21 protein-coding genes are annotated in these 21,730 nt (G+C 63.0%); 15 read left to right on the forward strand and 6 right to left on the reverse strand.

Going from position 1 to position 21,730, the window contains the following annotated elements:
- Positions 1-10: 10 nt before the first annotated feature.
- Entirely contained in the window at positions 11-1,426 is a 1,416-nt protein-coding gene (gene murC / locus GC148_RS00505) for a UDP-N-acetylmuramate--L-alanine ligase (RefSeq protein WP_291068061.1), read from the forward strand.
- On the opposite strand, the gene GC148_RS00510 is transcribed toward murC, so the two are convergent.
- Positions 1,423-2,208, reverse strand: coding sequence for a hypothetical protein (locus tag GC148_RS00510; protein WP_291068062.1), 786 nt, complete (start codon positions 2,206-2,208; stop codon positions 1,423-1,425). The genes murC and GC148_RS00510 overlap by 4 nt on opposite strands.
- Positions 2,209-2,329: 121 nt before the next feature.
- Here GC148_RS00510 and GC148_RS00515 point away from each other — a divergent pair, with 121 nt between their 5' ends.
- Positions 2,330-3,823 (forward strand): MFS transporter, encoded by a 1,494-nt coding sequence (locus GC148_RS00515; protein WP_291068063.1) that lies wholly within the window; start codon positions 2,330-2,332, stop codon positions 3,821-3,823.
- A gap of 20 nt (positions 3,824-3,843) precedes the next feature.
- Here GC148_RS00515 and GC148_RS00520 read toward each other — a convergent pair whose 3' ends face one another.
- The 3 genes from GC148_RS00520 to GC148_RS00530 all read right to left on the reverse strand — a co-directional run bounded on the left by GC148_RS00520 (position 3,844) and on the right by GC148_RS00530 (position 5,567).
- Positions 3,844-4,452, reverse strand: coding sequence for a TadE/TadG family type IV pilus assembly protein (locus tag GC148_RS00520; RefSeq protein WP_291068064.1), 609 nt, complete (start codon positions 4,450-4,452; stop codon positions 3,844-3,846).
- Between the two features lie 4 nt (positions 4,453-4,456).
- Positions 4,457-5,017: a TadE/TadG family type IV pilus assembly protein gene (locus GC148_RS00525; protein ID WP_291068065.1), complete on the reverse strand. Its 561-nt coding sequence runs from the start codon at positions 5,015-5,017 to the stop codon at positions 4,457-4,459.
- 106 nt (positions 5,018-5,123) lie between these two features.
- Positions 5,124-5,567: a pilus assembly protein N-terminal domain-containing protein gene (locus tag GC148_RS00530; protein WP_291068066.1), complete on the reverse strand. Its 444-nt coding sequence runs from the start codon at positions 5,565-5,567 to the stop codon at positions 5,124-5,126.
- Between the two features lie 363 nt (positions 5,568-5,930).
- On the opposite strand from GC148_RS00530, the gene GC148_RS00535 reads away from it, so the two are divergent.
- From GC148_RS00535 to GC148_RS00585, 11 genes are all read left to right on the forward strand, one after another.
- Positions 5,931-6,089 carry a Flp family type IVb pilin gene (locus GC148_RS00535; protein WP_291068067.1) on the forward strand — a complete coding sequence of 53 codons (159 nt, stop codon included), beginning with the start codon at positions 5,931-5,933 and terminating at the stop codon, positions 6,087-6,089.
- A gap of 145 nt (positions 6,090-6,234) precedes the next feature.
- Complete coding sequence (locus GC148_RS00540) at positions 6,235-6,750, forward strand: prepilin peptidase (RefSeq protein ID WP_291068068.1); 516 nt, start codon at positions 6,235-6,237, stop codon at positions 6,748-6,750.
- A 97-nt stretch (positions 6,751-6,847) separates the two neighbouring features.
- The gene (cpaB, locus tag GC148_RS00545) at positions 6,848-7,696 is read left to right on the forward strand and encodes a Flp pilus assembly protein CpaB (protein WP_291068069.1); all 849 of its coding nucleotides are present in this window, start codon (positions 6,848-6,850) and stop codon (positions 7,694-7,696) included.
- A 2-nt stretch (positions 7,697-7,698) separates the two neighbouring features.
- Complete coding sequence (locus GC148_RS00550; RefSeq protein WP_291068070.1) at positions 7,699-9,201, forward strand: type II and III secretion system protein family protein; 1,503 nt, start codon at positions 7,699-7,701, stop codon at positions 9,199-9,201.
- Positions 9,202-9,212: 11 nt separating this feature from the next.
- Positions 9,213-9,923, forward strand: a complete 711-nt coding sequence (locus GC148_RS00555) for a CpaD family pilus assembly lipoprotein (protein WP_291068071.1) — start codon at positions 9,213-9,215, stop codon at positions 9,921-9,923.
- Between the two features lie 33 nt (positions 9,924-9,956).
- Positions 9,957-11,357, forward strand: a complete 1,401-nt coding sequence (locus tag GC148_RS00560; RefSeq protein WP_291068072.1) for an AAA family ATPase — start codon at positions 9,957-9,959, stop codon at positions 11,355-11,357.
- Positions 11,358-11,384: 27 nt separating this feature from the next.
- On the forward strand, positions 11,385-12,884 hold the full coding sequence (locus GC148_RS00565; protein WP_366062855.1) for a CpaF family protein: 1,500 nt from the start codon (positions 11,385-11,387) through the stop codon (positions 12,882-12,884).
- Positions 12,884-13,918 (forward strand): type II secretion system F family protein, encoded by a 1,035-nt coding sequence (locus GC148_RS00570; protein ID WP_291068074.1) that lies wholly within the window; start codon positions 12,884-12,886, stop codon positions 13,916-13,918. Before GC148_RS00565 ends, GC148_RS00570 begins: the two co-directional genes overlap by 1 nt.
- 12 nt (positions 13,919-13,930) lie before the next feature.
- Positions 13,931-14,956 (forward strand): type II secretion system F family protein, encoded by a 1,026-nt coding sequence (locus GC148_RS00575; protein WP_291068075.1) that lies wholly within the window; start codon positions 13,931-13,933, stop codon positions 14,954-14,956.
- Positions 14,957-15,008: 52 nt separating this feature from the next.
- On the forward strand, positions 15,009-16,505 hold the full coding sequence (locus tag GC148_RS00580) for an aldehyde dehydrogenase family protein (RefSeq protein ID WP_291068076.1): 1,497 nt from the start codon (positions 15,009-15,011) through the stop codon (positions 16,503-16,505).
- A gap of 12 nt (positions 16,506-16,517) precedes the next feature.
- Positions 16,518-17,636 carry a glutathione S-transferase family protein gene (locus GC148_RS00585; protein ID WP_291068077.1) on the forward strand — a complete coding sequence of 373 codons (1,119 nt, stop codon included), beginning with the start codon at positions 16,518-16,520 and terminating at the stop codon, positions 17,634-17,636.
- 14 nt (positions 17,637-17,650) lie between these two features.
- Here GC148_RS00585 and GC148_RS00590 read toward each other — a convergent pair whose 3' ends face one another.
- The gene (locus tag GC148_RS00590; RefSeq protein ID WP_291068078.1) at positions 17,651-18,577 is read right to left on the reverse strand and encodes a tetratricopeptide repeat protein; all 927 of its coding nucleotides are present in this window, start codon (positions 18,575-18,577) and stop codon (positions 17,651-17,653) included.
- 127 nt (positions 18,578-18,704) lie between these two features.
- On the opposite strand from GC148_RS00590, the gene GC148_RS00595 reads away from it, so the two are divergent.
- Positions 18,705-20,069 (forward strand): leucyl aminopeptidase family protein, encoded by a 1,365-nt coding sequence (locus GC148_RS00595; RefSeq protein ID WP_291068079.1) that lies wholly within the window; start codon positions 18,705-18,707, stop codon positions 20,067-20,069.
- On the opposite strand, the gene GC148_RS00600 is transcribed toward GC148_RS00595, so the two are convergent.
- Positions 20,066-20,740 (reverse strand): hypothetical protein, encoded by a 675-nt coding sequence (locus GC148_RS00600; protein ID WP_291068080.1) that lies wholly within the window; start codon positions 20,738-20,740, stop codon positions 20,066-20,068. The genes GC148_RS00595 and GC148_RS00600 overlap by 4 nt on opposite strands.
- A 63-nt stretch (positions 20,741-20,803) precedes the next feature.
- Here GC148_RS00600 and GC148_RS00605 point away from each other — a divergent pair, with 63 nt between their 5' ends.
- Entirely contained in the window at positions 20,804-21,670 is an 867-nt protein-coding gene (locus GC148_RS00605) for an SDR family oxidoreductase (protein ID WP_291068081.1), read from the forward strand.
- Positions 21,671-21,730 lie beyond the last annotated feature (60 nt).

Below are 21,730 nucleotides of genomic sequence, written 5' to 3' on the forward strand. Positions count from 1 at the left end.
ACGCCGCGCCATGTCACCTCCGACACCGTTCTCCGTAGGCCCCGCCCATATCGTCGGTATCGGCGGCATCGGCATGTCCGGCATCGCCGACGTGATGCTGACGATGGGCTACGAGGTGCAAGGTTCGGACGTCTCGGACAGCGCAAATGTCGAACGCCTGCGGGCGCGCGGCGTTAAAGTGTTCATCGGCCACAAGCCGGAGAACGTGACGGGCGCCGGTACGGTGATCATCTCCTCCGCCATCAAGCGCGACAATCCGGAAGTGCAGGCGGCCCGCGCGGCAGGCATTCCGGTCGTGCGGCGCGCCAACATGCTCGCCGAGATCACGCGCCTCAAATACACGGTCTGCGTGGCCGGAACGCATGGCAAGACGACGACCACCTCGCTCGTCGCGGGCCTGCTCGACGGGGCCGGCATTGACCCGACCGTCATCAATGGCGGCATCATCCATGCCTATGGCTCGAACTACAAGGCGGGCGAGAGCGACTGGATGGTCGTCGAAAGCGACGAGAGCGACGGCACTTTCGCCAAGCTGCATCCGACCTGCGCTATCGTCACCAATATCGATCCCGAACACATGGACCATTACGGCACCATGGACCGACTGCGCGAAGCCTTCGACACGTTCGTCGAGAACCTGCCCTTCTACGGCTTCGCGGTCCTATGCACCGATCACCCTGAAGTCCAGGCTCTGGCGGCCCGTGTTACGGACCGGCGCCGCATCACCTACGGGTTCAACCTGCAGGCCGACATCCGCGCGACCAACCTGACCACCGATCTCAACGGGGCGCATTTCGACGTCGAGATCCGGCGCCCCTCCGGCGGCCCGAAAGTGATCTCAGATCTTACGCTGCCCATGGCCGGCGAGCACAATGTGCAGAACGCACTGGCAGCGATTGCTGTCGCGCTGGAGCTGGGCGCCAGTGATGAACAGGTGCGCACGTCGCTGGCCAAGTTCGCCGGCGTGAAACGACGCTTCACGGCGGTGGGCGACTGGGTGCCTGTGGCCGGCGCGCCGCCGGCCAAGATCATTGATGATTACGGCCACCACCCGGTCGAGATCGCGGCCGTGCTGAAGGCGGCCCGCGCGATGCAGGGCAAGGGCACCTTGATCGCCGTCTGCCAGCCGCACCGGTACACGCGCCTGCGTGACCTGTTCGAGGAATTCTCGACCTGTTTCGACCAGGCCGACCATGTGCTGGTCGCGCCGGTCTATGAAGCCGGCGAAACGCCGATTGCCGGCATCACGCATGAGGCGCTGGTCAATTCGATCCGGCGTCATGGACACAAGAGCGCTGAGGCGTTGACCAGTCTGGCGGCGCTGCCGGACCGCGTGCGCGCTTTGGCCGGGCCGGGCGCCATGGTTGTCTGCCTCGGGGCGGGTGATATCACCCGCTACGCAGGCGAGCTCGCCGGCAAACTCTAGTCACGACCTGCTTCTGGCAGGTCGAAGGTCCGTTGATCGACCAACGTCCAGCGACCCGTGACGGCGAGCGACTCAGGCAGGTCCGCAAGCAGGCGCACATCGATCGGGCCGGTCAGGCGGCTGACTTTCCAGTAGGTCGAACCTGTTGTCCCCGTACAGAGCTTTGTGGTTTCGCCGGCACGGACCGGATGATGCTTGATCCGGGGTTCACGCGCGAAGCGCTGGCCGGACGGTGTCCACAGCTCCAGGACGTAGCCCTGGACCAGTTTGGTATTGTTCTCAGCGGTGATGCAGATTTCGAATTCGCCTTCGGGGGCGGAGGCCGTTTCGAGCGCGGCAATGCGGCCGCCGGCTTCGCCTTCATAGGCATGTGCGCCGAACGTGTTGTCGACCATGCCGTAGTAGAGCCCCGCCCGCATCCGGCACATTGCGCCGCCGAACGAGCCGTCGCTGCGCCCGGCCGCACAGATATTCAGCATCTCGGTCCGCATCCGCGCATCGCACCAGGACTGCGTCTGTTCGCGCAATTCGTAGCAGGCATCATGGCGCTCGCAGGCCGGCCGGAAGGGTCCGTCCAGGGCGGGGCCCATAAAAGCCACGAGCGATTTGGGCAAATGGTCCGAAATGAACTCCGGTCCGCACCGGTCGCTGAGCTTGCTGGCCGCGGATTCCCGGGCGGCATAGCCGGGGTCGAGCGGCACCGGCCGGTCGATGCCCGGCGCGGACGCGCAGGCGGCAGCAAGCCACAAACCGGAAATGGCGAGGCCGGCTGGTCGTTTCATGGGCAGACCCTCCGCAACGTCAGCGTCGGCATTCTGCCGGAAACGCTTCCCCTTGCGCTTCGAATATCGCAGGCTGCAGGTCATAGGAAGGCGCGTCAGCCGCCGCGAGGAAACGGAACGAATGGATACTCCTGTTGGAATGACGGTTGTCGAACCGGTTGTCGCAACATCGACGCGCGTTGAGGCCGAAGGTGGACCATTCGGGATCAAGGGGCTGGCCTGGGCCATATTCGAAGGCGCCCGCAATCCCTATTACAACCTCATCGTCATTTACATCTTCGCGCCGTACTTCGCCTCGGTATTGGCGGGGGGAGGGGCCGACGCGCTCAGCCTGTCCGGCCTGACCATCACGATTGCCGGGATCGTCACCGCGCTGACCGCGCCCTTCCTCGGCGTGATTGCCGACAAGGCGGGCCGGCGCAAACCGCCGCTTCTTTTCTTCGTTGCCTTGCTCGCTGCCTGTTCGTTGGCGCTCTGGTGGGCGCGGCCGGAAGGACCGCTGACGATGTGGCCAACGATGGCGGTGCTGGCGATTGCCTATTGCTGCTACGGCTATTCAGAAGTCCTGCACAACGCGATGCTGCCGATGGCGGGGCGTCCGAGCGCGCTGCCATACATTTCCGGTCTCGGGCTTTCGATGGGCAACCTTCTCAGCGTCGGTATCCTGATCTTTTTCCTCTTCGGCCTTCTGCTGCCGGGGTCGGGGCTGCCCTTTGCAGCCGACCAGCCGCTGATCGCACTGGACCGCGAAGCCCATGCGCCGGAACGGTTTGCCGGGCCCTTCGTGGCGGTCTGGATGTCGCTCCTCGTGATACCCTTTTTCATGTTCATGCCGGATGGCGCGCCGGGTGGCCTGACCTGGAAGCGCGCGGCGGCTGATGTGTTCCTGGGCGAGCCCGTGGAAGGGCAGAAGCGCCATTCGGTGTTCGAGCGCGCGCGTGTGTTCCAGCGCTATCTCACCGGCCTTTTCAAAGAGCATCCGCAGACGATGCGGTTCCTGATTGCGCGGACGATCTATGCCGATGCCATGTCGGCGCTGCTGACACTCGGTGCCGTGTTTGCCAGCACCTTCCTTGGCTGGACCGGCGTCGAGATCCTGTTCTACGGAATCACAGGCGTGCTGTTCGGCGCTGTGGGCGGATTTGTCGGCGGTTACCTTGACCGCATGCTCGGCCCGAAGCTGGCGCTGGTCTGGGAAATCTCGGCCCTGGTAATCCTGCTGCTCGCGCAATTGTCTATCACACCGGACGCGCTACTGTTCGGCCTGATCCCCGCAGATACGCCGGTCTGGAACAGCCCCTTCTTCGACACGCTGTCCGACATCACCTATTTCCTCTTCGTGATCCCGGTTGCGATCGCGGTCGTCGCGTCGATCTCGTCGAGCCGCTACATGCTGGTGCATATCGCGCCGCGGGAACGGATCGGTGAGTTCTTCGGGCTCTATGCGATTGCCGGCACCGTCACGGTCTGGATGGGGCCGGGTATCGTCAGCCTGCTGACATGGATCACTGGTAACCAGCGCATCGGCATGGGCGGTATAGGCTTCATGTTCCTGATCGGGCTGATCGTGCTGTGGAAAGTGAAGGCGGCAAAGATCGCCGACGTGGACCGGTAGCCTTTAACGGGGCGGACAGATCAGCTCGACGGGCCGAAGCCGGTGCCTGGATCGCCGTCCTTGGTTCGGTTGATGACAGTGACACGGCGCGGACGAAGATAGAATGTGTCCTTGAGCGTGCGTGACGTGTCGATCACGAACCCGATCGAGCTTTCATATTCAAATTCGACTTCCGACACGATGACGGAACCCGGCGTCGTGACGAGGCCCGGCGGAACAGTGATCAGGGCATCTTCCGAATAGGGTTCGATATTGAACCCGTCGGACCAGCCAACACGCGTGACGCCATCGCCATTGTCGACGACCGACGTGATGCGCAGCCGGGCATTCTTCGCATCATAGGGCTGCATCAACACCGCGGCGGCGTCGAACAATTCCTGCATGTCGCTGTCATCCGCCGTGACGAGGCGAGCCGTGAGGTCGCCAAGGCCGGACGCCGTGGACGTCACGCGGCGATCGGCGCGCATCAGCAGGCTGAGTTCGATACATCCGAAATAGATCAGGATCAGGATCGGTGCGATCAGCGCGAACTCGACGGCCGAGACGCCTTTTTCATTGTACCAGAGACCCTTGACGCCGCGCCAGCGCGTGCGGCGGGTCAGGCGGGAGAGGAGGGCGCCAGGCGTCATCGGATCAGCTCCCGAAAGGTTCATTGCGGAAAACGGCATTCGCCTGCAGCAATGTCTTGTTGCCCGCCATGTTGCGAAGCGGCTGGGAAATGAATGGTGTGATCAGATCCCATTCGTAGAACACGCGGACGGCGACGATATCGTTCGGGCCGCCGGGCTCGAATATGAAGTCGGTGTCGTCGACTTCTCCATCAGCACCGAGCGCCGAGCCGGTAGGGGAGGAGCCGAAGTTCGAGACGGTGCGCACGTCGATGTAGAGACGGGAATCGCAGTCGAGCATATCGAACAGCTCGTTGCACACGGCCTGTCGGAACTGGGCCTGGTTCATCCCGGCTTCCTGTGCCTCTCCGGTCCGCAGCGGGCGCGAAGCTTCTGAAACGGCGTGTTCCATCACGGTCGACATGATGAAGACCAGGCAGACTTCCAGCAGCCCGAAGATCAGAAAGAAAAAGGGCGCCGCGATGAGCGAGAACTCGACAGCGGTCGCGCCCCGCCGGTCGTCGGCGAAGCGTTTCCAGCGCGCTGCGAGGCGCGCGGTGAGGCTGAACTGCTGGTCGCCGGACATCTGATCGGAATCCCGTTGAGTCTGAAGCCTGACAGCTATCACGGGCCGGTTTGCAGGCGGTTGAAGCGGTCGATGAAATTTGACCGATCACCCAGCTTCCCTGCGATCATTGCCCGTCGGTGAGGGACTGGGTTTGTATCTGCTGGTCGATGAGCGCTGCGAAGTGATCCGGATCGTCGCCCACGCTCAGCACGGCCTTGCAGTTGGGTGAGCAATCATACGTGAAGCTCTGGCCGGCGCGGTTGATCGTCACCAGGTTCGACGAATTGGTCGTGACCATGATGTCCGTGCTGTAGATCTGGTGCCCGGCCTTGTCGAAAACCAGCAGGTTTGTCGTGCCGAAGCTCTTGCCCGTCACGAAGATCAGGTTTTCGTTGTGGACCGCAACGTCAGCAATGTTCTTGTTGCCGATGACGATGCTCGACGCAGCGCCGCTGATGCGAACAGGTACGGTCTTGCTCGACTCGACGAAGAGTTGCTCGGCGCAAGCGGTAGAAGCCAGCGCGAGCGCGGCGGCGCCGAAGACGGCTGCTTTCAGGCAGTTAGGCATGAGGCGGAGACTCCGGCATATTGGAATGCCGCAATATTCCAGCTTTTAGTTTACTGATTCCTAACCGGGAACCATTTGTCCGCCTACGGCATACAGGCTTCAACCGGGCTCATTCCGGAAATCCCGCGCCGCAAGGCCATACTCTATAATAGGGGGCGCCGGGCAGATCAGAGGGCAGGGAACAGCCAGCGCCAATCGGTCTTCACGAATGATTCGGACGCGGTAAACGAATCCCTCACACGGCTTCACGACTTTTCTGAATTCTTCAATCAGATCTGAACTGTGCAGGCGTATACCTGTTTTTGTTCCGGGAAGAAAAGTTCATGCCGGGAAATGTCAAAAATGCATGATGGGAGTTTCCAAATGTTCGCACGTTTTCTGAAAGACGAGTCTGGCGCAACTGCAATCGAGTACGGCCTGATCGCCGCCCTCATCGCTGTTGCCATCATCGGTGGCGTGACCGCCCTCGGTACGCAGACCGGCAACACGTTCAACACGGTTGCTGACTCGATCGCAGTCTAATCGACTGAGATCAGCCTAGCTGATTGGAGCCGCCGGAGTCTTCTCCGGCGGCTCTTTTCGTTCTGGCGGCGGCGCAGCGGGTCGAAAGGCTTCATTCAGGCTTTTGCGGCAGCGTGTGCCGGATTGCTGATCCGGAGTATGCGTCGTGATTCTGATTCTTCTTTCGGGCCTCTTCCTGGCTCTTTGTCTGTTTGCGGCCCTTCATGATGTGAACCGGCTGACCATTCCCAACTGGCTCAACCTGACTCTGGCGGGACTGTTCGTACCGGCGGCGCTGGTCTCCGGCCTGCCGCTGGAAATCCTCGGGGGCCATCTTCTCGTCGCTGGCCTGGCCTTCCTGATTGCCTTCGGCCTGTTCGCGTTCCGGATCTTCGGGGGAGGGGACGCCAAGATGATCCCTGCCGTTGTCCTCTGGATGGGGCCAGCCGCCGCGTTACCTTTTGTTTACTGGATGGCCATCATCGGCGGCGCGTGTTCGCTGCTTCTGGTTGTTGCACGCCGGAGTGTGCCGGTGACGTCCGTGCCCGGATTCATGCGGGCACCCTTCGAGCCGAAGGCAGGCGTACCCTATGGAGTCGCGATTGCCGGCGGTGCGCTGATGGCCGGCGCGGCCTCGCCGCTACTCGCCGGAATTTATGAAGCGATCGGGTTGGTCGGTTAACGTTCCTTTAGGTGGCGCGTGCGAATTTCGCACGGAATGAAAAGGCCTGCCGTGTCCTGCGCAGGCCTGACGACTTCGAACAAAGGAGTGGCGCCATATGTCGCCGATGCGTATCATCATCCTTCTAGTGGCGCTCGTGGCTGCGGGTGGCGCGGCCTTCCTGGTCATCCAGCTGAGCAAGCCGCAGGTCGTCACCGAGACGGTCACAAATGAAAAACTGCTGGTCCAGCAGCAGGAAGTTTCCGAAGTCCAGGTCCTGACCGTCGCGCGCGATATTGTCGTAGGCGAAACGATCAAGGCGGACGACCTACTTTGGTCGCCCTGGCCGAAGTCGAACGTCGTGGAAGGATTCTATGTCGAGACCACGGTTCCGGCGTCGATCGAGACCCTCACGGGCGCTGTTGTGAAGACCGCCCTTTACAAGGGTGAGCCGGTGATGCCCCAGAAGATTGTCATGAAAGGCGAGCAGGGACTCCTGTCAGCGATGCTGAATCCGGAGATGCGTGCTGTCTCGGTCGAGATCTCCGCCGAATCGGCATCGGGCGGGTTCATCCTACCGAACGACCGGGTGGACCTGATCCTGACCTATGAGCAGAAGGCCCAGCCCGAGCGCGGCATTTCCGAGCGTACGCTGGCCCGCACGATCATCAAGAACGTGCGCGTCCTGGCCATCGACCAGAATTTCGCCAACACGGAAGAGGGCGAGGTCGCCCGGATCGGCAACACGGCCACACTCGAAGTGAAGCCTGAAGAAGCCGAGCTTGTGGCCATGGCCCAACGTCTCGGTGAAGTTTCCTTAGCGCTTCGCCCGCTCGACCAGTTCGTCAGCGGTACCAGCCGCGATCCGCGTACGGATCTTCTGGACGGTGAAGTCGACGCCAACGGCGCCGGCATCACGATCATCCGCAACGGTCAGCCGTCTCCGGCCGGCGTGGGAGGAAACTAATCATGCGCATGCTGAAAATCCTCGCTGTCACGACGATCCTGGCCTTCGGGCCGGTTGGCCCGGTTCCGGCACAGACCGTTCCGAACGGAATGGGCACGGTGATCACCGCAGCCGGAAACTCCAATGTTTCGCGCAATGTCACGGTGGGTGTGAACAAGTCAGTGATCATCGAGCTAGATACGCCGGCTGCCGATGTCGTGATCGCCAACCCCGAGATCGCCGATGCGGTCGTGCAGACGTCGCAGCGGATCATCTTCCGCGGTGTGCGCTATGGCGAGACCAGCGCGCTGATCTTTGATCGTTCGGGACGGACCCTGCTGGACCTTTCACTGCACGTCGAAACCGACATGGCTGCGCTTCAGGAGACGATTGTCCGCCACGTGCCGGATGCTCGCGTCAAGCTTGAAAGCTTGAACGGCAGCATCGTGATGACCGGTTCGGTCGACAGCCTCGCGCAGTCGGACCAGATCCGCAAACTTGTAGCGGCCTACTTCCCGACGGGGGAGGACGCGCCGCAGATCGTCAACATGATGGACGTGCTCGCACCGGATCAGGTGTTGCTTGAAGTGCGCATCGTCGAGATGCAGCGCAACGTCATCAAGCAGCTGGGGATCAACCTTTCCGGCATGCCGACTCTTGGCAACTTCGAGTCGACCGTGATCAGCCCGGGCTATTCGACGGCTGCATCGATCGCGAGCGGTCTCGCCTTTCCGATCCAGGGCCGCTCAATCGGTGGTCTGACGACGGACCTGAGCTACACAAACTATAACGGCACGAACTTGCAGTCGCGTGTCGGTGCCACGATCAATGCTTTGGAACGTATCGGTGTCGTCAAGACGCTGGCCGAGCCGAACATGGTGGCGGTCTCGGGCGAGAGCGCGAAGTTCCTGGCGGGCGGTGAATTTCCGGTGCCGGTCGGTCAAGACAACCAGGGCCGCATCACGGTTGAATTCAAGCCGTACGGTGTCGGTCTTGGCTTCACGCCGGTCGTGCTTTCCGAGGGACGTATTTCCCTGAAAGTGTCTACTGAAGTGTCGGAATTGACATCGCAGGGCGCCTTCCAGGGTGAGCAGCAGACCGTTACCGACAGCGATGGCAATACCTACGTCTCCGAAGGTGTCACGCTGCCGGGCCTGACCGTGCGACGCGCCGAGTCCACGATCGAACTGCCTTCGGGCAAGTCGATGATGATGGCTGGCTTGATCACGTCGAAGGACCGCCAGAACCTCGATCAGGTTCCGGGCCTGAAGAAGCTGCCGATCCTCGGCGCGCTGTTCCAGTCCCGCGATTTCCTGTCCGAGGAAAGCGAACTCGTGATCATCGTCACGCCGTACCTGGTAAATCCGGCGGCCAAGTCGGACCTGAAGACGCCGGCGGACGGCTTTGCCAATGCATCGGACGCCAAAACAATCTTCTTCGGCAAGCTGAACGAAACCTATGGCCGCGACGGCGCACCCGTTGAAGCCGATGAATACAAGGCCCCTGTGGGCTTTATGGAAGAGTAGGGGATCGCGCAATGACCATCGCCTCGAAACAGTACCGCACACTGCTGGCCATCGGCGCAAGTCTGATGACTTTCAGCGCTTGCTCAAGCTATGCACCGACCGCCACGTCACCGGACCAGCTCCAGGGTACGGCGCTGTCGCGAAACGAACTGGGTGTCACGAAACACACGGAATTCCTCGAAGTTGCGATTGATCCGTCGGCGGCCGAACTGACCGAGGATGCCCGCGCCCGGATACGCAACTTCGTCGGTGTCTACGCACAGAAGGGGCATGGTCCGCTGGTCATGTCGCTCCCCGAAGCCAGCGCAAATCCGCAGCTTGCAATAACAGCCGTCGCAGAATCGCGCGCCATTGCCTGGGAGAAGGGCATCGAGTTCGACGAGATTTCCGGAACGACCCACGGCGCCGGCAGCAGGAGCTCGCAGCCGTTGATCCTTGCCTTCCAGGTCTACGACGCCGTTCCGCCCGCGTGCGCATCCCGGGCCTCTATCGATTTCAGCGACGTGTCATCGAACAACAGCCTTCCGACGCTCGGCTGTTCGGTTCGTACAAATCTCGCCGCGATGATTGCCGATCCGGCCGACCTGCTGGGTGACCGGCCGCTTGATTCGACAGATATGGCGCGGCGCGAGGTCATTCTCGAAAAGTTCCGCAAGGGCGAAGCCACAACGGCTGAACGGTCGGCGCAAGAATCCGGCGCCATTTCGCAGGCAGTGAATTAGGCCGGCCAGTCCGGCAACAGGAGTACGCGTACCATGGGCAAGGAAACCGCACTGTTTGAGGACGACTTCGGCACGGAGTTCGAAGATGTTTTCGGCGAAGGAACGATAGCGGGCGCCAATGACAGCGCTCCGGCAGATCCGTTTGCCGGGATTGAGACGCAACCGGTCCAGCCGGTGACGGAATTTTCGGCCAAGCCTGTCTATTCGGCGGCTTTCCCCTACATGCCGAATGAGCCGGTCGGCGGAGACGCGATGCTGCCCGCGATCTCGATCAAGCTGTTCTACGAGCGCGAAGAGACCCGCGCGCTCATGCAACTGTGTGCGCAGGACCGCCGCATGGGCCGTGCGACGGTTGAGTGTATTCCCGGAGGCATTCCGGCGGCTGTTGCCGATCTGCGCGCAAATGCAACGCCGAACTTGCTGATGATCGAGTCCTCCGCCCAGGCCAGCCAGGTCCTGCACGAGATCGACACGCTGGCGGAGCATTGCGACGAGCACGTCAAGGTGCTGGTCATCGGTGCCGTTAATGACATCACGCTTTACCGCCAGCTGGTGGCGCGCGGCGTCTCAGAATACCTGGTTCCGCCCTTCCAGCCGTTGCAGATCATCCGGTCCATTTCGAGCCTGTTCGCCGATCCAAGCGCGCCGTTCCTCGGCAAGCAGATTTCGGTCGTTGGCGCCAAGGGCGGGGTAGGGGCCTCGACCATCGCGCACAACCTGGCCTGGGCGCTTGCCGAGAATACCCACGTCAACACGACGCTGGTCGACCTCGACCTGTCTTTCGGCACCACCGCGCTCGATTTCAATCAGGACACACCGCAAACCATTGCGGATGCGCTTCTGGCGCCGGAGCGCGCCGACAATTCGGTGATCGAACGCCTCCTGACGCGCGCCACCGAGCGGCTTTCGCTGTTCACGGCGCCGGCGAACATCAACCAGATCATCGACATCCCGGACGAGTCCTATGCAACCGTGATCGAGAGCGTCCGCCGCAATGTGCCCTACATGGTGCTCGACCTGCCGCACGCATGGAGCCATTGGGTCCGGAACATGCTGATTGCCTCTGACGAAGTCGTCATCGTCTGCCAGCCGGACCTCGCCTCGCTGCGCAATGGCAAGAACATGATCGACCAGCTCAAAGGCCACCGCGTGAATGACCACGCGCCGCGTCTCGTGCTGAACATGTGCGGTGTGCCGAAACGCCCTGAAATCCCGGTGAAGGATTTTGCTGCGGCGATTGGCGTCGAGCCGGAGATCATCGTGCCCTTCGAACCGGAAGTGTTCGGCATGGCGGCCAACAATGGCCAGATGATTTCAGAAACCTCGCCGACCGCAAAATCGTCAATGGCCGTTGACCAGCTTGCCTGCGCGCTCACGGGCCGCGCGGTGCAGCGGGCCGAAAAATCTTTCATCAAGAAACTTCTGGGCAAGTAAGCCGGGTTCGATTGAACGGGTAGGAATATGGCTTTCGGAAAACGCTCCGATTCAACGGTGACAACGCTGCCAAACGCGCCGGCAGCTTCGGCGCCTCCGACGGTTGCGGCAGCGCCCAAGCCTGTCGCACCTGCGGCACCGGCCGCCTCCGCGCCCCGGCCCGCGCCCCCGCCGGGGCCGGCGGCGCCCGCCGTCAAGCTGAAGACGCCGGACATCAAGCCCGAGCCGGTGCGCAAGGTCAATCAGCACTCCGAACAATATTACAACACCAAGACAACGATCTTCAATGCGCTGATCGACACCATCGATCTGTCGCAACTCGCCCAGCTCGACACCGAAAGCGCGCGTGAAGAAATCCGAGATATCGTCGTCGAAATCATCAGCATCAAGAATGTCGTGATGTCGATCTCCGAGCAGGAGTACCTGCTGGATGATATCTGTAACGACGTGCTCGGTTATGGCCCGCTCGAGCCGCTTCTGGCACGCGACGACATCGCCGATATCATGGTGAACGGTGCCGACACGACCTATATCGAGGTCAACGGCAAGATCGAGCGGACCAATATCCGCTTCCGTGACAACGCGCAGCTAATGAACATTTGCCAGCGCATCGTGAGCCAAGTGGGCCGCCGAGTCGATGAAAGCTCACCGATCTGTGACGCGCGCCTGCTCGACGGCTCGCGTGTGAACGTTATCGCGCCGCCGCTGGCCATCGACGGCCCGACGCTCACCATTCGTAAGTTCAAGAAAGACAAACTGAAGCTGCAGGATCTCGTGAAGTTCGGCTCGATCAGTGAAGCCGGCGCCGAAGTGCTTCGCATCATCGGCCACAGCCGCTGCAACGTCCTGATCTCCGGCGGTACCGGCTCGGGTAAAACAACGCTTCTCAACTGTCTCACCGCGTTCATCGAGCCGGGCGAGCGCGTCATCACCTGCGAAGACTCCGCCGAACTCCAGCTGCAACAGCCGCACGTCGTTCGACTCGAAACGCGCCCACCGAACATCGAAGGTTCGGGCGAGATCACGATGCGCGAACTGGTCAAGAACTGTCTGCGTATGCGTCCGGAGCGGATCATCGTGGGCGAGGTTCGCGGACCTGAAGCTTTCGACCTTTTGCAAGCCATGAACACCGGTCACGATGGCTCGATGGGCACGCTGCACGCCAACTCCCCGCGCGAAGCACTCAGCCGTGTCGAATCCATGATCACGATGGGCGGCTTCTCGCTGCCTGCCAAAACGATCCGTGAAATGATCGTCGGCTCGATCGACGTTGTCGTCCAGGCCTCGCGTCTGCGCGATGGTTCGCGCCGCATCATGTGCATCACCGAAGTCCTCGGTCTGGAGGGCGACACGATCGTCCTGCAGGATATCCTTAAGTACGAGATCGACGGCGAAGACGACAACGGCAAGATCATCGGCCGCCATCGCGGCATGGGTATTGGCCGCCCGCGCTTCTGGGAGCGCGCCTCTTACTACAACATGGAACGTGAACTGGCTGCCGCGCTTGATTCGCTGAACGGCGCCTGATGAACCAGACACTGATCATCCTCATCGTCGCCGCGCTCGCCTTCGTGGCGATCGTCGGCATCGGCTTCACGTTCACGACTGGCCAGGATGATGCCGCCAAGAAGCGCGCCCGCGAGATCGGGGCAGGGCGGATGGTTCCGAGCGCCAAGGCCAATGGCAAGGCGGCCGATGATGCCGTTCGCCGCCGCGCCAAGACGCAGGAAATGCTCGAAAACCTGCGCAAGCAGGACAAGGAGCGCCGCAAGATCACGGCGGCGCGCGATATTGCTTCGAAGCTGACCCAGGCGGGTCTCGATATTCCGGTTCCCATGTTCTGGCTGATCTCGGTGATCGCTGGCGCCGTGTGCGCGGGCGTGGTCTGGATTTCCGGAGCAGATGGTCTCGTCATCAGCGGCATCAGCTTCAAGAGCCGGCCGGTCCTGTGCGGCGCGGCCTTCTTTGCGGGCACATTCGGTCTACCCCAGTTCGTGCTCAACACGATGATCAAGGGCCGTCACAAGAAGATGGTCAACCAGTTCGCCGATGCGCTCGATGTGATCGTGCGCGGTGTAAAAACCGGTTTGCCGCTGGGCGAGTGTATCCGCATCATCGGCAAGGAGAGCCCCGAGCCGTTGAAGAAGGAGTTCCTCACCTTCGCCGACAATCTCGCCATGGGTTCGGGTCTCGAACGCGCGCTGGCCTCGCTCTACAAGCGCATGCCGCTTCAGGAGGTCAACTTCTTCGCGATCGTGCTGGCCATCCAGGCAAAAGCCGGCGGCAACCTCTCCGAAGCGTTGGGTAACCTGTCAGCGGTCATCCGCTCGCGCAAGATGATGCGCGAAAAGGTCAACGCGCTGTCCTCCGAAGCCAAGGCCTCCGGCTTTATCATCGGTTCGCTGCCCTTCGCCGTGGGCGTCATGGTGTTCATGACCACGCCGGACTACATCATGGAGCTGTTCCGTACCGAGACGGGTCATGTGATCCTGGCGATGGCGGCCGGCATGATGGGGGCAGGCATCACGGTCATGCGCAACATGATCAACTTCGATATGTAAGGCAGGCAGCACGTGTACGAGTTCATCCTGTCCTTCACGAAGCCCCAGACCCTGGCGGCCTATCTCGTTGCAGCGGCCGTTTTCTTCACCTTCCTGACCGTGGCGATGCCCTACCTGCAGGGCAACAAGCTTGAAACCCGCCTGAAGGCCGTTGCGACGCAGCGCGAAAAACTGCGCAAGCAGAGTCGCGCCGCCCTCGAGAAGAAGGGCCTTCGCCGCAAGGATGACTCGGTCGTCGGCAGCATTTCGTCCAAGCTGAACCTCGCCAAGGCGCTTGAGGATCCTAACGTCGTCAAGCTGATGAACCAGGCCGGCCTGCGCGGCCCGGGCCCGATCTCGGCCTTCTATTTCGCGCGTATGGCGCTGCCCTTCGTCGGCGCCATCCTGACCTTCCTCTACATCTTCTTCGTCAATGACCATGGTCTGAACCCGACCATGAAGTATGGCTCGCTCGCCTTTGGCGCTGCGGCCGGCTTCTACGCTCCGAACCTCTACGTCTCGAACCTTGCGCAGAACCGTCAGAAATCCCTGATGCGCGCGTTCCCGGACTCGCTCGACATGCTGCTGATCTGCGTCGAGGCCGGCATGTCGATCGAGATGGGTTTCCAGAAGGTCAGCCAGGAGATCGGCTCGGCCTCGCCTGAACTCGCCGAGGAATTCGGCATCACGGTGGCCGAGCTTTCCTACTTGCCTGACCGCCGGCAGGCCTATGAAAACCTCGCGATCCGGACGGGCCATGAAGGCGTCAAGGCCGTCTGTATGGCGCTCGGACAAGCCGAACGCTACGGCACGCCGCTCGGCGATGCGCTGCGCATGATGGCCAAGGAAAACCGCGAGATGCGGATGTCGGAAGCCGAAAAGAAGGCCGCTGCACTGCCCGCGAAGCTGACCGTGCCGATGATCTTGTTCTTCCTGCCGGTCCTGTTCCTCGTCGTGCTCGGCCCGGCCTACATCAAGTACCAGAAGATGCAGGACAATAACGCAGCCGCACCGCAAGTCACCGAACGCGTGATCGAGACGGGCTCGGACTTCGCCTGATCGGGCGGGGCGGGGGCTTTCCCCGCCCGCGCGCGCCCGCTAGACCGGCTGCATGAGCCTCCGACCCATTGCTTCCGCCGCCCTGGCCCGTTTCGGCCTCCAGCCTGCAACCTCCGGCCCGCTGGCCTGCCGCACGCCGCTGACCGGCGATATCCTTACCCATCTTGAGATGGCTGCGCCCGGCGAGGTGGAAGCCGCGATCACGGCCGCAAACGAAGCCTTCACGCGCTGGCGCGATGTGCCCGCGCCGCGGCGGGGCGAACTCGTCCGCCTGCTGGGCGAGGAGCTGCGCTCGGCAAAGGAAGACCTTGCGACACTCGTCACACTGGAAGCGGGCAAGATCCCGGCTGAAGCCGAAGGCGAGGTGCAGGAGATGATCGACATCTGCGACTTTGCCGTCGGCCTCTCGCGCCAGCTGCACGGCCTTACGATCGCCTCGGAACGCCCCGGCCACCGCATGATGGAAACCTGGCATCCCGCTGGCATCACCGCCATCATCACCGCATTCAATTTCCCCGTCGCCGTCTGGGCCTGGAATGCGGCGCTGGCGCTTGTTTGTGGCAACCCAGTCATCTGGAAACCGTCGGAGAAAACGCCGCTCACCGCACTCGCTGTCTCGGCCGTGTTCGCCCGCGCCCTGCGACAGTTCGGGGACGCGCCCGCGGGCCTTTCGACTTGCCTGATCGGCGGACCGGATGTTGGCGCCGCGCTCGCTTCGGATCCCCGCATCGCCATCGTTTCCGCCACGGGCTCCACCCGTATGGGCCGCGCGGTCGCGCCGGTTGTCGCCGCGCGCTTCGGCAAGACCATCCTCGAACTCGGCGGCAACAATGCCGCGATCGTCTGCCCTTCGGCCGATCTCGACCTTGCCGTGCGCGCCATCGCCTTTTCGGCGCTGGGAACAGCCGGCCAACGCTGCACCACGCTACGCCGCCTGTTCATCCACGACACGATTGCGGACCAGTTGATCCCGCGCCTCAAGTCCGCCTGGACCTCCGCCAAGGTCGGCAATCCCCTCACGCCCGGTGTGCTGGTCGGTCCGCTCATCGATGCCGCCGCGGGGGAGGCCATGACGGCGGCGTTGTCCGAAGCTGCGGAAGCGGGCGGCGACGTCTTCGGCGGCGACCCGGTCGAAACCGGTGGAGGCGTCTACCGTCGCCCGGCCCTGGTGGTGATACCCGCGCAGACCGGCCCGGTGCTGCGCGAGACATTTGCGCCCATCCTTTATGTGATGCGTTTCACCAGCCTCGACGACGCCATTGCGCTCAACAATGCTGTCTCTGCCGGCCTGTCGTCTTCCATCTTCACAACCGACCTGCGCGAAGCCGAACGCTTCCTGTCGGCGTCCGGTTCAGACTGCGGAATCGCCAACGTCAATATCGGCACATCCGGCGCGGAGATCGGCGGCGCATTCGGCGGCGAAAAGGAAACCGGCGGCGGCCGCGAATCCGGTTCTGACGCCTGGAAAGGCTACATGCGCCGCGCCACCAACACGATCAATTATTCCAGCGCGCTCCCCCTCGCACAAGGCATCCGCTTCGACACCTAGAAAGTCCGTATCATGAGCGAACCCGAGACCAGGCCACCACTCATGCAGGTCTATGGCAGCCGGATATCCTACTATACCGGCAAGCTTGAAGCGTATCTCCGGTATCGTGGGATTCCTTATGACCTGAAGCCGACCGTCGGCAACGAGAAGAAACTGCTGTCTGGTGCGGGTGTCGTCCAGATGCCGGTCGTTGAGCTCACGGATGGCCGCTGGATGACGGACTCGACACCGATGATCGCCTGGCTGGAGTCCGGACAGTCGGCGCCGGGGATTTTTCCGGCCGATCCTCTGCTCAACTTCGTCGCGCTTCTGATCGAAGATTATGCTGATGAATGGCTCTGGCGGTCCGCTATGCACTATCGCTGGTCCTATCGCACGGATCGTCAGTACGCGGCTGAAACGCTTTACAACGAACTGATCAAGGGCGCGCTTCCGATTCCCCGGTTCATCGCGCTGAACCGGCTGAAAACGCGCCAGCGCGGCGGTTTTGTGCTGGGCGATGGGGTCAACGACAAGTCGCGGCCTCATGCAGACCGGACTTATCTCAACGCGCTCGATCACCTGCAGGCGATCTTCGAGGTCAGGTCCTTCATCCTCGGCAATACGCCCACCATTGCCGACTTTGGCATGATGGGGCCAATGCTGCGTCATTTCGGTCAGGACCCGACCCCGGCAGAGATTATGCGCAACCGGGCGCCGGCCGTGTATGAGTGGGTGGCGCGCATGTGGAACCTCAAGCCGGCGGAAGGCGCGCCCGATCTGATCGGAGCGGTCGACCCGTGCCTCGTGCGTTTCCTGACCGAGATCTGCGAAACCAATCTGGCGCAGCATCGCCAGAACGCCGCCGCGTTCGGACACGGTGACGGGCGCTACGATCTCACGGTGCAGGGGACCTGCTATGAGAAGGTGCCGGCGTCGCGCTACCGGGTCTGGTGTCTAGAACAGTTGCGCCGCGTCTGGTCAGGCCTCTCTGCGGACGTCCAGGCGGCGCTGCAGGCTCTGTTGACCGCGCCCGAAGCCACCATCCTGTGGGACTCCATATCGATCAAGCCGTCAGAGTACGACGTCACAAGCGCAGCGCCGTTCAACAAGGCCATCAACGTCTTCGGAACCGGCGTTCCGCCGCATTGAGTCCCGCGCAGAGATCAATTCCGTAGACGGAGTGTCCGGGCGGGTGCTTCACTCGCTGGGGCCGTCTCAACTGCGGTGCTGGGCTCCGCCTCTGGCGTTTCTGCGGGCGCCGACAGGGCAGCCACCTGTGACGGGGCCGGCGTGTCTGCCAGCGCGTCCCAGCTGCGGGCCGGTTTGATCAGGCCTTGCAGCAGTGCAACATTCTGCTCGACCACCTTGGCCGGTGCGGCAACACTACTCACGGCCTTCATCTCATCGAACTTGCCTTGCAAGCCGAGGGTGAGGGCGAGGTTTTCGGTCACCCGCGTGCCGGCATCCGGATTGGCAGCGGCCTGGCGCAGTTTCGCCTCGGCGCCGGCGAGGTCGCCGGTCAGCAGCAGGGACAGGCCGTAATTGGTCAGCGTGGTCGTGCGGTTCGGCTCGAACTGCAGCGCATGCATATAAGAGGTCTGCGCCAGCCCATGCTGGCCCTGCTGGTCGAAGGTCGTTCCAAGCGCGGCCCAGGCCTCGGCGCGGTCCGGATCGATTTCCGTGACCCTGTGGAAAGCCCGGCCGGCATTGACGATATCGCCCGCAGACATCTGGATCCGGCCCAGCAGCATCAGCGCTTCAGGACTGTCTGGGTTCACGATCAGCGCGCGCGACAGGATATCGACCGCGCGATCCTGGCTGCCGATCTCGCGCAAGGCGCGCGCGAACTCGATCGCGATGGTCAGGTCTTCCGGGTCCTTAGTGTTTTCCTTGGCCCAGAAATTCGCCCGTGTCAGCGGATCGGCGCGGTTAGCGGCGGCGCGTTCCTCGGGGGTGGCCGGTTTCATCGATTCGGCGAACGCCCGGTCAGCGTCCTTGCGGGCGCTTTGTTGCGGGCTGGTCGCACAGGCCGACGCAGAGGCAGCAAGGGCAAAGGCAAGCAAGGCCAGAGACGTTTTGGCACTGGACATCATCAGGCTCCGTGTATGTATCGGCAGCATCAGATCACAGTGTCCACGACCGGGGTCAAAGTTCGGTTAACGCCGCTCAGGCCGATTTTAACCAGACCCGGACAGGCCCGCCGACAGGAAAGCGCCCATGCACAAGAGTTTCACGACCACGGCTTCCAGCCCCGCCCGCATCTTCCTGTTCACCACGGCGAGCTTTTCAGTGCTCGAGAACGATACGTTCCCCGGCGCCCGCGCCATTGCGGCGGCACAAGGCTTCACCGGCGGGGCAGGGCAGACCGTTCTGGTGCCCGGCGCGAACGGGCGCACCGAGTCCGTGCTGTTCGGGCTCGGCAACGGCCGCGACGCTCTCGCCGTGGCGGCGCTGGCGGGCAAGCTGCCTGAGGGGGATTACGAGATCGCCGAGGAGGGCGGCCAGCCCCTCGCCCACATCGCCGCGGCCTGGGCGGACGGCGCGTACCGTTTCGACCGCTACAAGTCCGAAAAGTCCAAACCGCCGCGGCTCAAGGTGCCTGGCGGCAATGAGGGCGAACGCCTGTCGCGGGAGGCGGATGCAGCCGCCCACCTGCGCGACATGGTCAATACGCCCTCGGCTGACATGACGCCTGCCGGTCTCCAGGCCGAGATCGCCTCTCTGGCGGACAAATTCGGCGCGACCCTGACGGTTATTGTCGGAGATGACCTGCTCGAAGCCAACTATCCGATGGTCCACGCCGTCGGCCGCGCGGCCACTGCCGCCCCGCGTTTCCTCGAACTCGAATGGGGCAATCCCGATCACCCGAAGGTCGCGCTCGTCGGCAAAGGGATCACCTTCGATTCCGGCGGCCTGAACATCAAGGGCGGCGACGGTATGCGCATAATGAAGAAGGATATGGGCGGCGCCGCCCACGCCATTGCGCTTGCCGAACTCGTCATGAGCGCCGGCCTGCCGGTCCACCTCAAGCTCTATGTCTCCGCAGCCGAGAACGCGATCTCGGGCAATTCTTTCCGCCCAGGCGACATCCTCTCCAGTCGCAAGGGCCTGACGGTCGAGATCGACAACACGGACGCTGAAGGCCGCCTCGTGCTCGGCGATGCATTGGCGCGCGCCTGCGAGTTCGATCCGGACCTGCTGATGGACTTCGCGACGCTCACCGGCGCTGCCCGCGTGGCGCTCGGCGCCGATCTCGCGCCGCTTTATACCGATGATGAAGCGCTGGCGGCGGACGTGCTCGCTGCCTCGGCGCGCACCGGCGATCCGGTCTGGCGGATGCCGCTTTGGGATCCCTACCTTTCGGACCTGAAAAGCCCCGTCGCCGATCTCGTCAATTCCGGCGGCAGCTTCGGCGGGTCGATCACGGCGGCGATCTTCCTGAAACAGTTCGTCTCGGCGAAAAGCTGGGCACATTTCGACATCTGGGCCTGGCGCAAGGCCAAGTATGGCCGGCCGGATGGCGGCGCGCCGTGCGGCCTGCGCGCGGTCTGGTCGATGCTGGAGGCCCGTTACGCCGGCTAGTCGAGCGGCGTTGCGACGCCGCTTTCGGCTTCAACCCGCATGGCTTCCCGCACGCGCCCGCGCACCAGAAGGGTGTCGATATTCTTCGGATCGGCGGCCATCGCGGCCTCGACGTCGCGCATGGCGAGGCCATAGCTGTGCTTGTTGAGGTGCACTTCGGCGCGCAGCTGGTGCGCGGGGCCGAAGCCCGGCGAATTGGCCAGCGCGAGGTCCAGGTCCGGCAGCGCCTTGTCCCAGTCTTCCGTCATCATGTAGGCGCTCGCCCGGTCGACCAGCAGGTCCACGGTTCCCGGCGCCAGTTTCAGCGCATCGGTAAAGGCAACGGCAGCTTGTTCAGACGCCCCCGCCATGATCCAGGCCTGACCCGCTTGCGACAGGTAGACCGCCCGCTGCTCCAGCGTGCCGCCATCGGTCGAATTGGCGAGCGCGACCAGCCGGTCTGCACCCGTTTCATAATTGCCGAGCTCGATCAGCGCGAGGGCGGTGCACTGGCGCGCGCCGGGGCGGTTGCCCTCGAACGTCCAGGCCAGCGCGTCTTCATAGGCGTTCTCGGGATCAACCTCGATCTTGGCGACGCAGGCTTCGAGCCGGGCTTCTTCCGCCTTGGCGAGTTCTGCGCCGGCGGATTGCATCATCAGCGCCGTACCGGCAGCAAAGGCGATCAAGAACATGGGCACAGGACTCCGATCCGGCTATGCAATGCGCTTTAGGCAACGACGCATCCGCATTGGCAAATGACAACCCCGCAATCTCTGCTTTTTGTTTTCGGTCTTGGCTACAGCGCCCTGCAGCTGGCGGAACGCTTGAAACCGGCTGGCTGGCAGGTCGCCGGCACCGTACGCACGCCTTCCAAGGCAGCAGCGCTCCAGGTCCAAGGCATCGCCGCGCAGGTCTGGGCGGGGGAGGAACCGGTCGATGTGCCAGACGGAGCGCACTGGCTGATCACACTGCCACCGGACGCAAAGGGCTGCCCCGCGGCACGCGCGGCAGGCGACAAGGCGGGCATGGCGGCGTCCATAAACTATCTATCGACGACCGGGGTTTATGGAGACCTGAGCGGCGGCTGGGCGTTCGAATGGAGCCCCGTCAAACCGGGGTCAGCCCGGGCTCAGGCGAGGGTCACGGCCGAAACCCAATGGCTCTCCGCCAGCGATGACCGCGCCCGGATCGTGCGCCTGCCGGGCATCTACGGTCCGGGCCGCTCACCTTTCGACCGTCTGCGCGATGGCACGGCCCAGCGGGTGATCCAGCCCGGGCAGGTCTTTTCCCGCGTGCATGTCGACGACATCGCCGGGGGGCTCGCCGCCTTGCTGGCGCGTCCCGAAGCCGGCGGCGTCTTCCACCTCTGCGACGATCTTCCGGCCCCGCCGCAGGACGTCATCGCCCATGCGGCCACTTTGCTCGGGCTTCCGGTCCCCCCAGATGTTGCGATCGAGGCGGCCGGTCTCAGCGATATGGCGCTCAGCTTTTATGCCGAATGCAAGCGCGTTGCCAATGGGCGGGCGAAGGCTGCGCTCGGTTGGAAGCCCCGCTACCCCTCATATCAAGAAGGGCTCGCGGCGATCCTCGACGCCGAAAGCCGCAGCCTGTCCGGCACGTAATCTCCTTGATTGTTCTTGCTTCTGCCGGATTCGCGCCCCGTTGGCGCCGCCCGGTTCCTG

Source organism: Hyphomonas sp. (assembly GCF_016125515.1).
Taxonomy (GTDB): domain Bacteria; phylum Pseudomonadota; class Alphaproteobacteria; order Caulobacterales; family Hyphomonadaceae; genus Hyphomonas.

What these genes read in the sequence shown, in the direction of transcription:
- GC148_RS00585 (WP_291068077.1), top strand. Translation starts at nt 16,518, where the DNA reads ATGAGCGAACCCGAGACCAGGCCACCACTCATGCAGGTCTATGGCAGC.
- GC148_RS00600 (WP_291068080.1), bottom strand. Translation starts at nt 20,740, where the DNA reads ATGTTCTTGATCGCCTTTGCTGCCGGTACGGCGCTGATGATGCAATCC.
- GC148_RS00565 (WP_366062855.1), top strand. Translation starts at nt 11,385, where the DNA reads ATGGCTTTCGGAAAACGCTCCGATTCAACGGTGACAACGCTGCCAAAC.
- GC148_RS00570 (WP_291068074.1), top strand. Translation starts at nt 12,884, where the DNA reads ATGAACCAGACACTGATCATCCTCATCGTCGCCGCGCTCGCCTTCGTG.
- GC148_RS00590 (WP_291068078.1), bottom strand. Translation starts at nt 18,577, where the DNA reads ATGTCCAGTGCCAAAACGTCTCTGGCCTTGCTTGCCTTTGCCCTTGCT.
- murC (WP_291068061.1), top strand. Translation starts at nt 11, where the DNA reads ATGTCACCTCCGACACCGTTCTCCGTAGGCCCCGCCCATATCGTCGGT.
- GC148_RS00580 (WP_291068076.1), top strand. Translation starts at nt 15,009, where the DNA reads ATGAGCCTCCGACCCATTGCTTCCGCCGCCCTGGCCCGTTTCGGCCTC.
- GC148_RS00555 (WP_291068071.1), top strand. Translation starts at nt 9,213, where the DNA reads ATGACCATCGCCTCGAAACAGTACCGCACACTGCTGGCCATCGGCGCA.
- GC148_RS00520 (WP_291068064.1), bottom strand. Translation starts at nt 4,452, where the DNA reads ATGACGCCTGGCGCCCTCCTCTCCCGCCTGACCCGCCGCACGCGCTGG.
- GC148_RS00605 (WP_291068081.1), top strand. Translation starts at nt 20,804, where the DNA reads ATGACAACCCCGCAATCTCTGCTTTTTGTTTTCGGTCTTGGCTACAGC.
- GC148_RS00550 (WP_291068070.1), top strand. Translation starts at nt 7,699, where the DNA reads ATGCGCATGCTGAAAATCCTCGCTGTCACGACGATCCTGGCCTTCGGG.
- GC148_RS00560 (WP_291068072.1), top strand. Translation starts at nt 9,957, where the DNA reads ATGGGCAAGGAAACCGCACTGTTTGAGGACGACTTCGGCACGGAGTTC.
- GC148_RS00530 (WP_291068066.1), bottom strand. Translation starts at nt 5,567, where the DNA reads ATGCCTAACTGCCTGAAAGCAGCCGTCTTCGGCGCCGCCGCGCTCGCG.
- GC148_RS00535 (WP_291068067.1), top strand. Translation starts at nt 5,931, where the DNA reads ATGTTCGCACGTTTTCTGAAAGACGAGTCTGGCGCAACTGCAATCGAG.
- GC148_RS00595 (WP_291068079.1), top strand. Translation starts at nt 18,705, where the DNA reads ATGCACAAGAGTTTCACGACCACGGCTTCCAGCCCCGCCCGCATCTTC.
- cpaB (WP_291068069.1), top strand. Translation starts at nt 6,848, where the DNA reads ATGTCGCCGATGCGTATCATCATCCTTCTAGTGGCGCTCGTGGCTGCG.
- GC148_RS00525 (WP_291068065.1), bottom strand. Translation starts at nt 5,017, where the DNA reads ATGTCCGGCGACCAGCAGTTCAGCCTCACCGCGCGCCTCGCAGCGCGC.
- GC148_RS00515 (WP_291068063.1), top strand. Translation starts at nt 2,330, where the DNA reads ATGGATACTCCTGTTGGAATGACGGTTGTCGAACCGGTTGTCGCAACA.
- GC148_RS00510 (WP_291068062.1), bottom strand. Translation starts at nt 2,208, where the DNA reads ATGAAACGACCAGCCGGCCTCGCCATTTCCGGTTTGTGGCTTGCTGCC.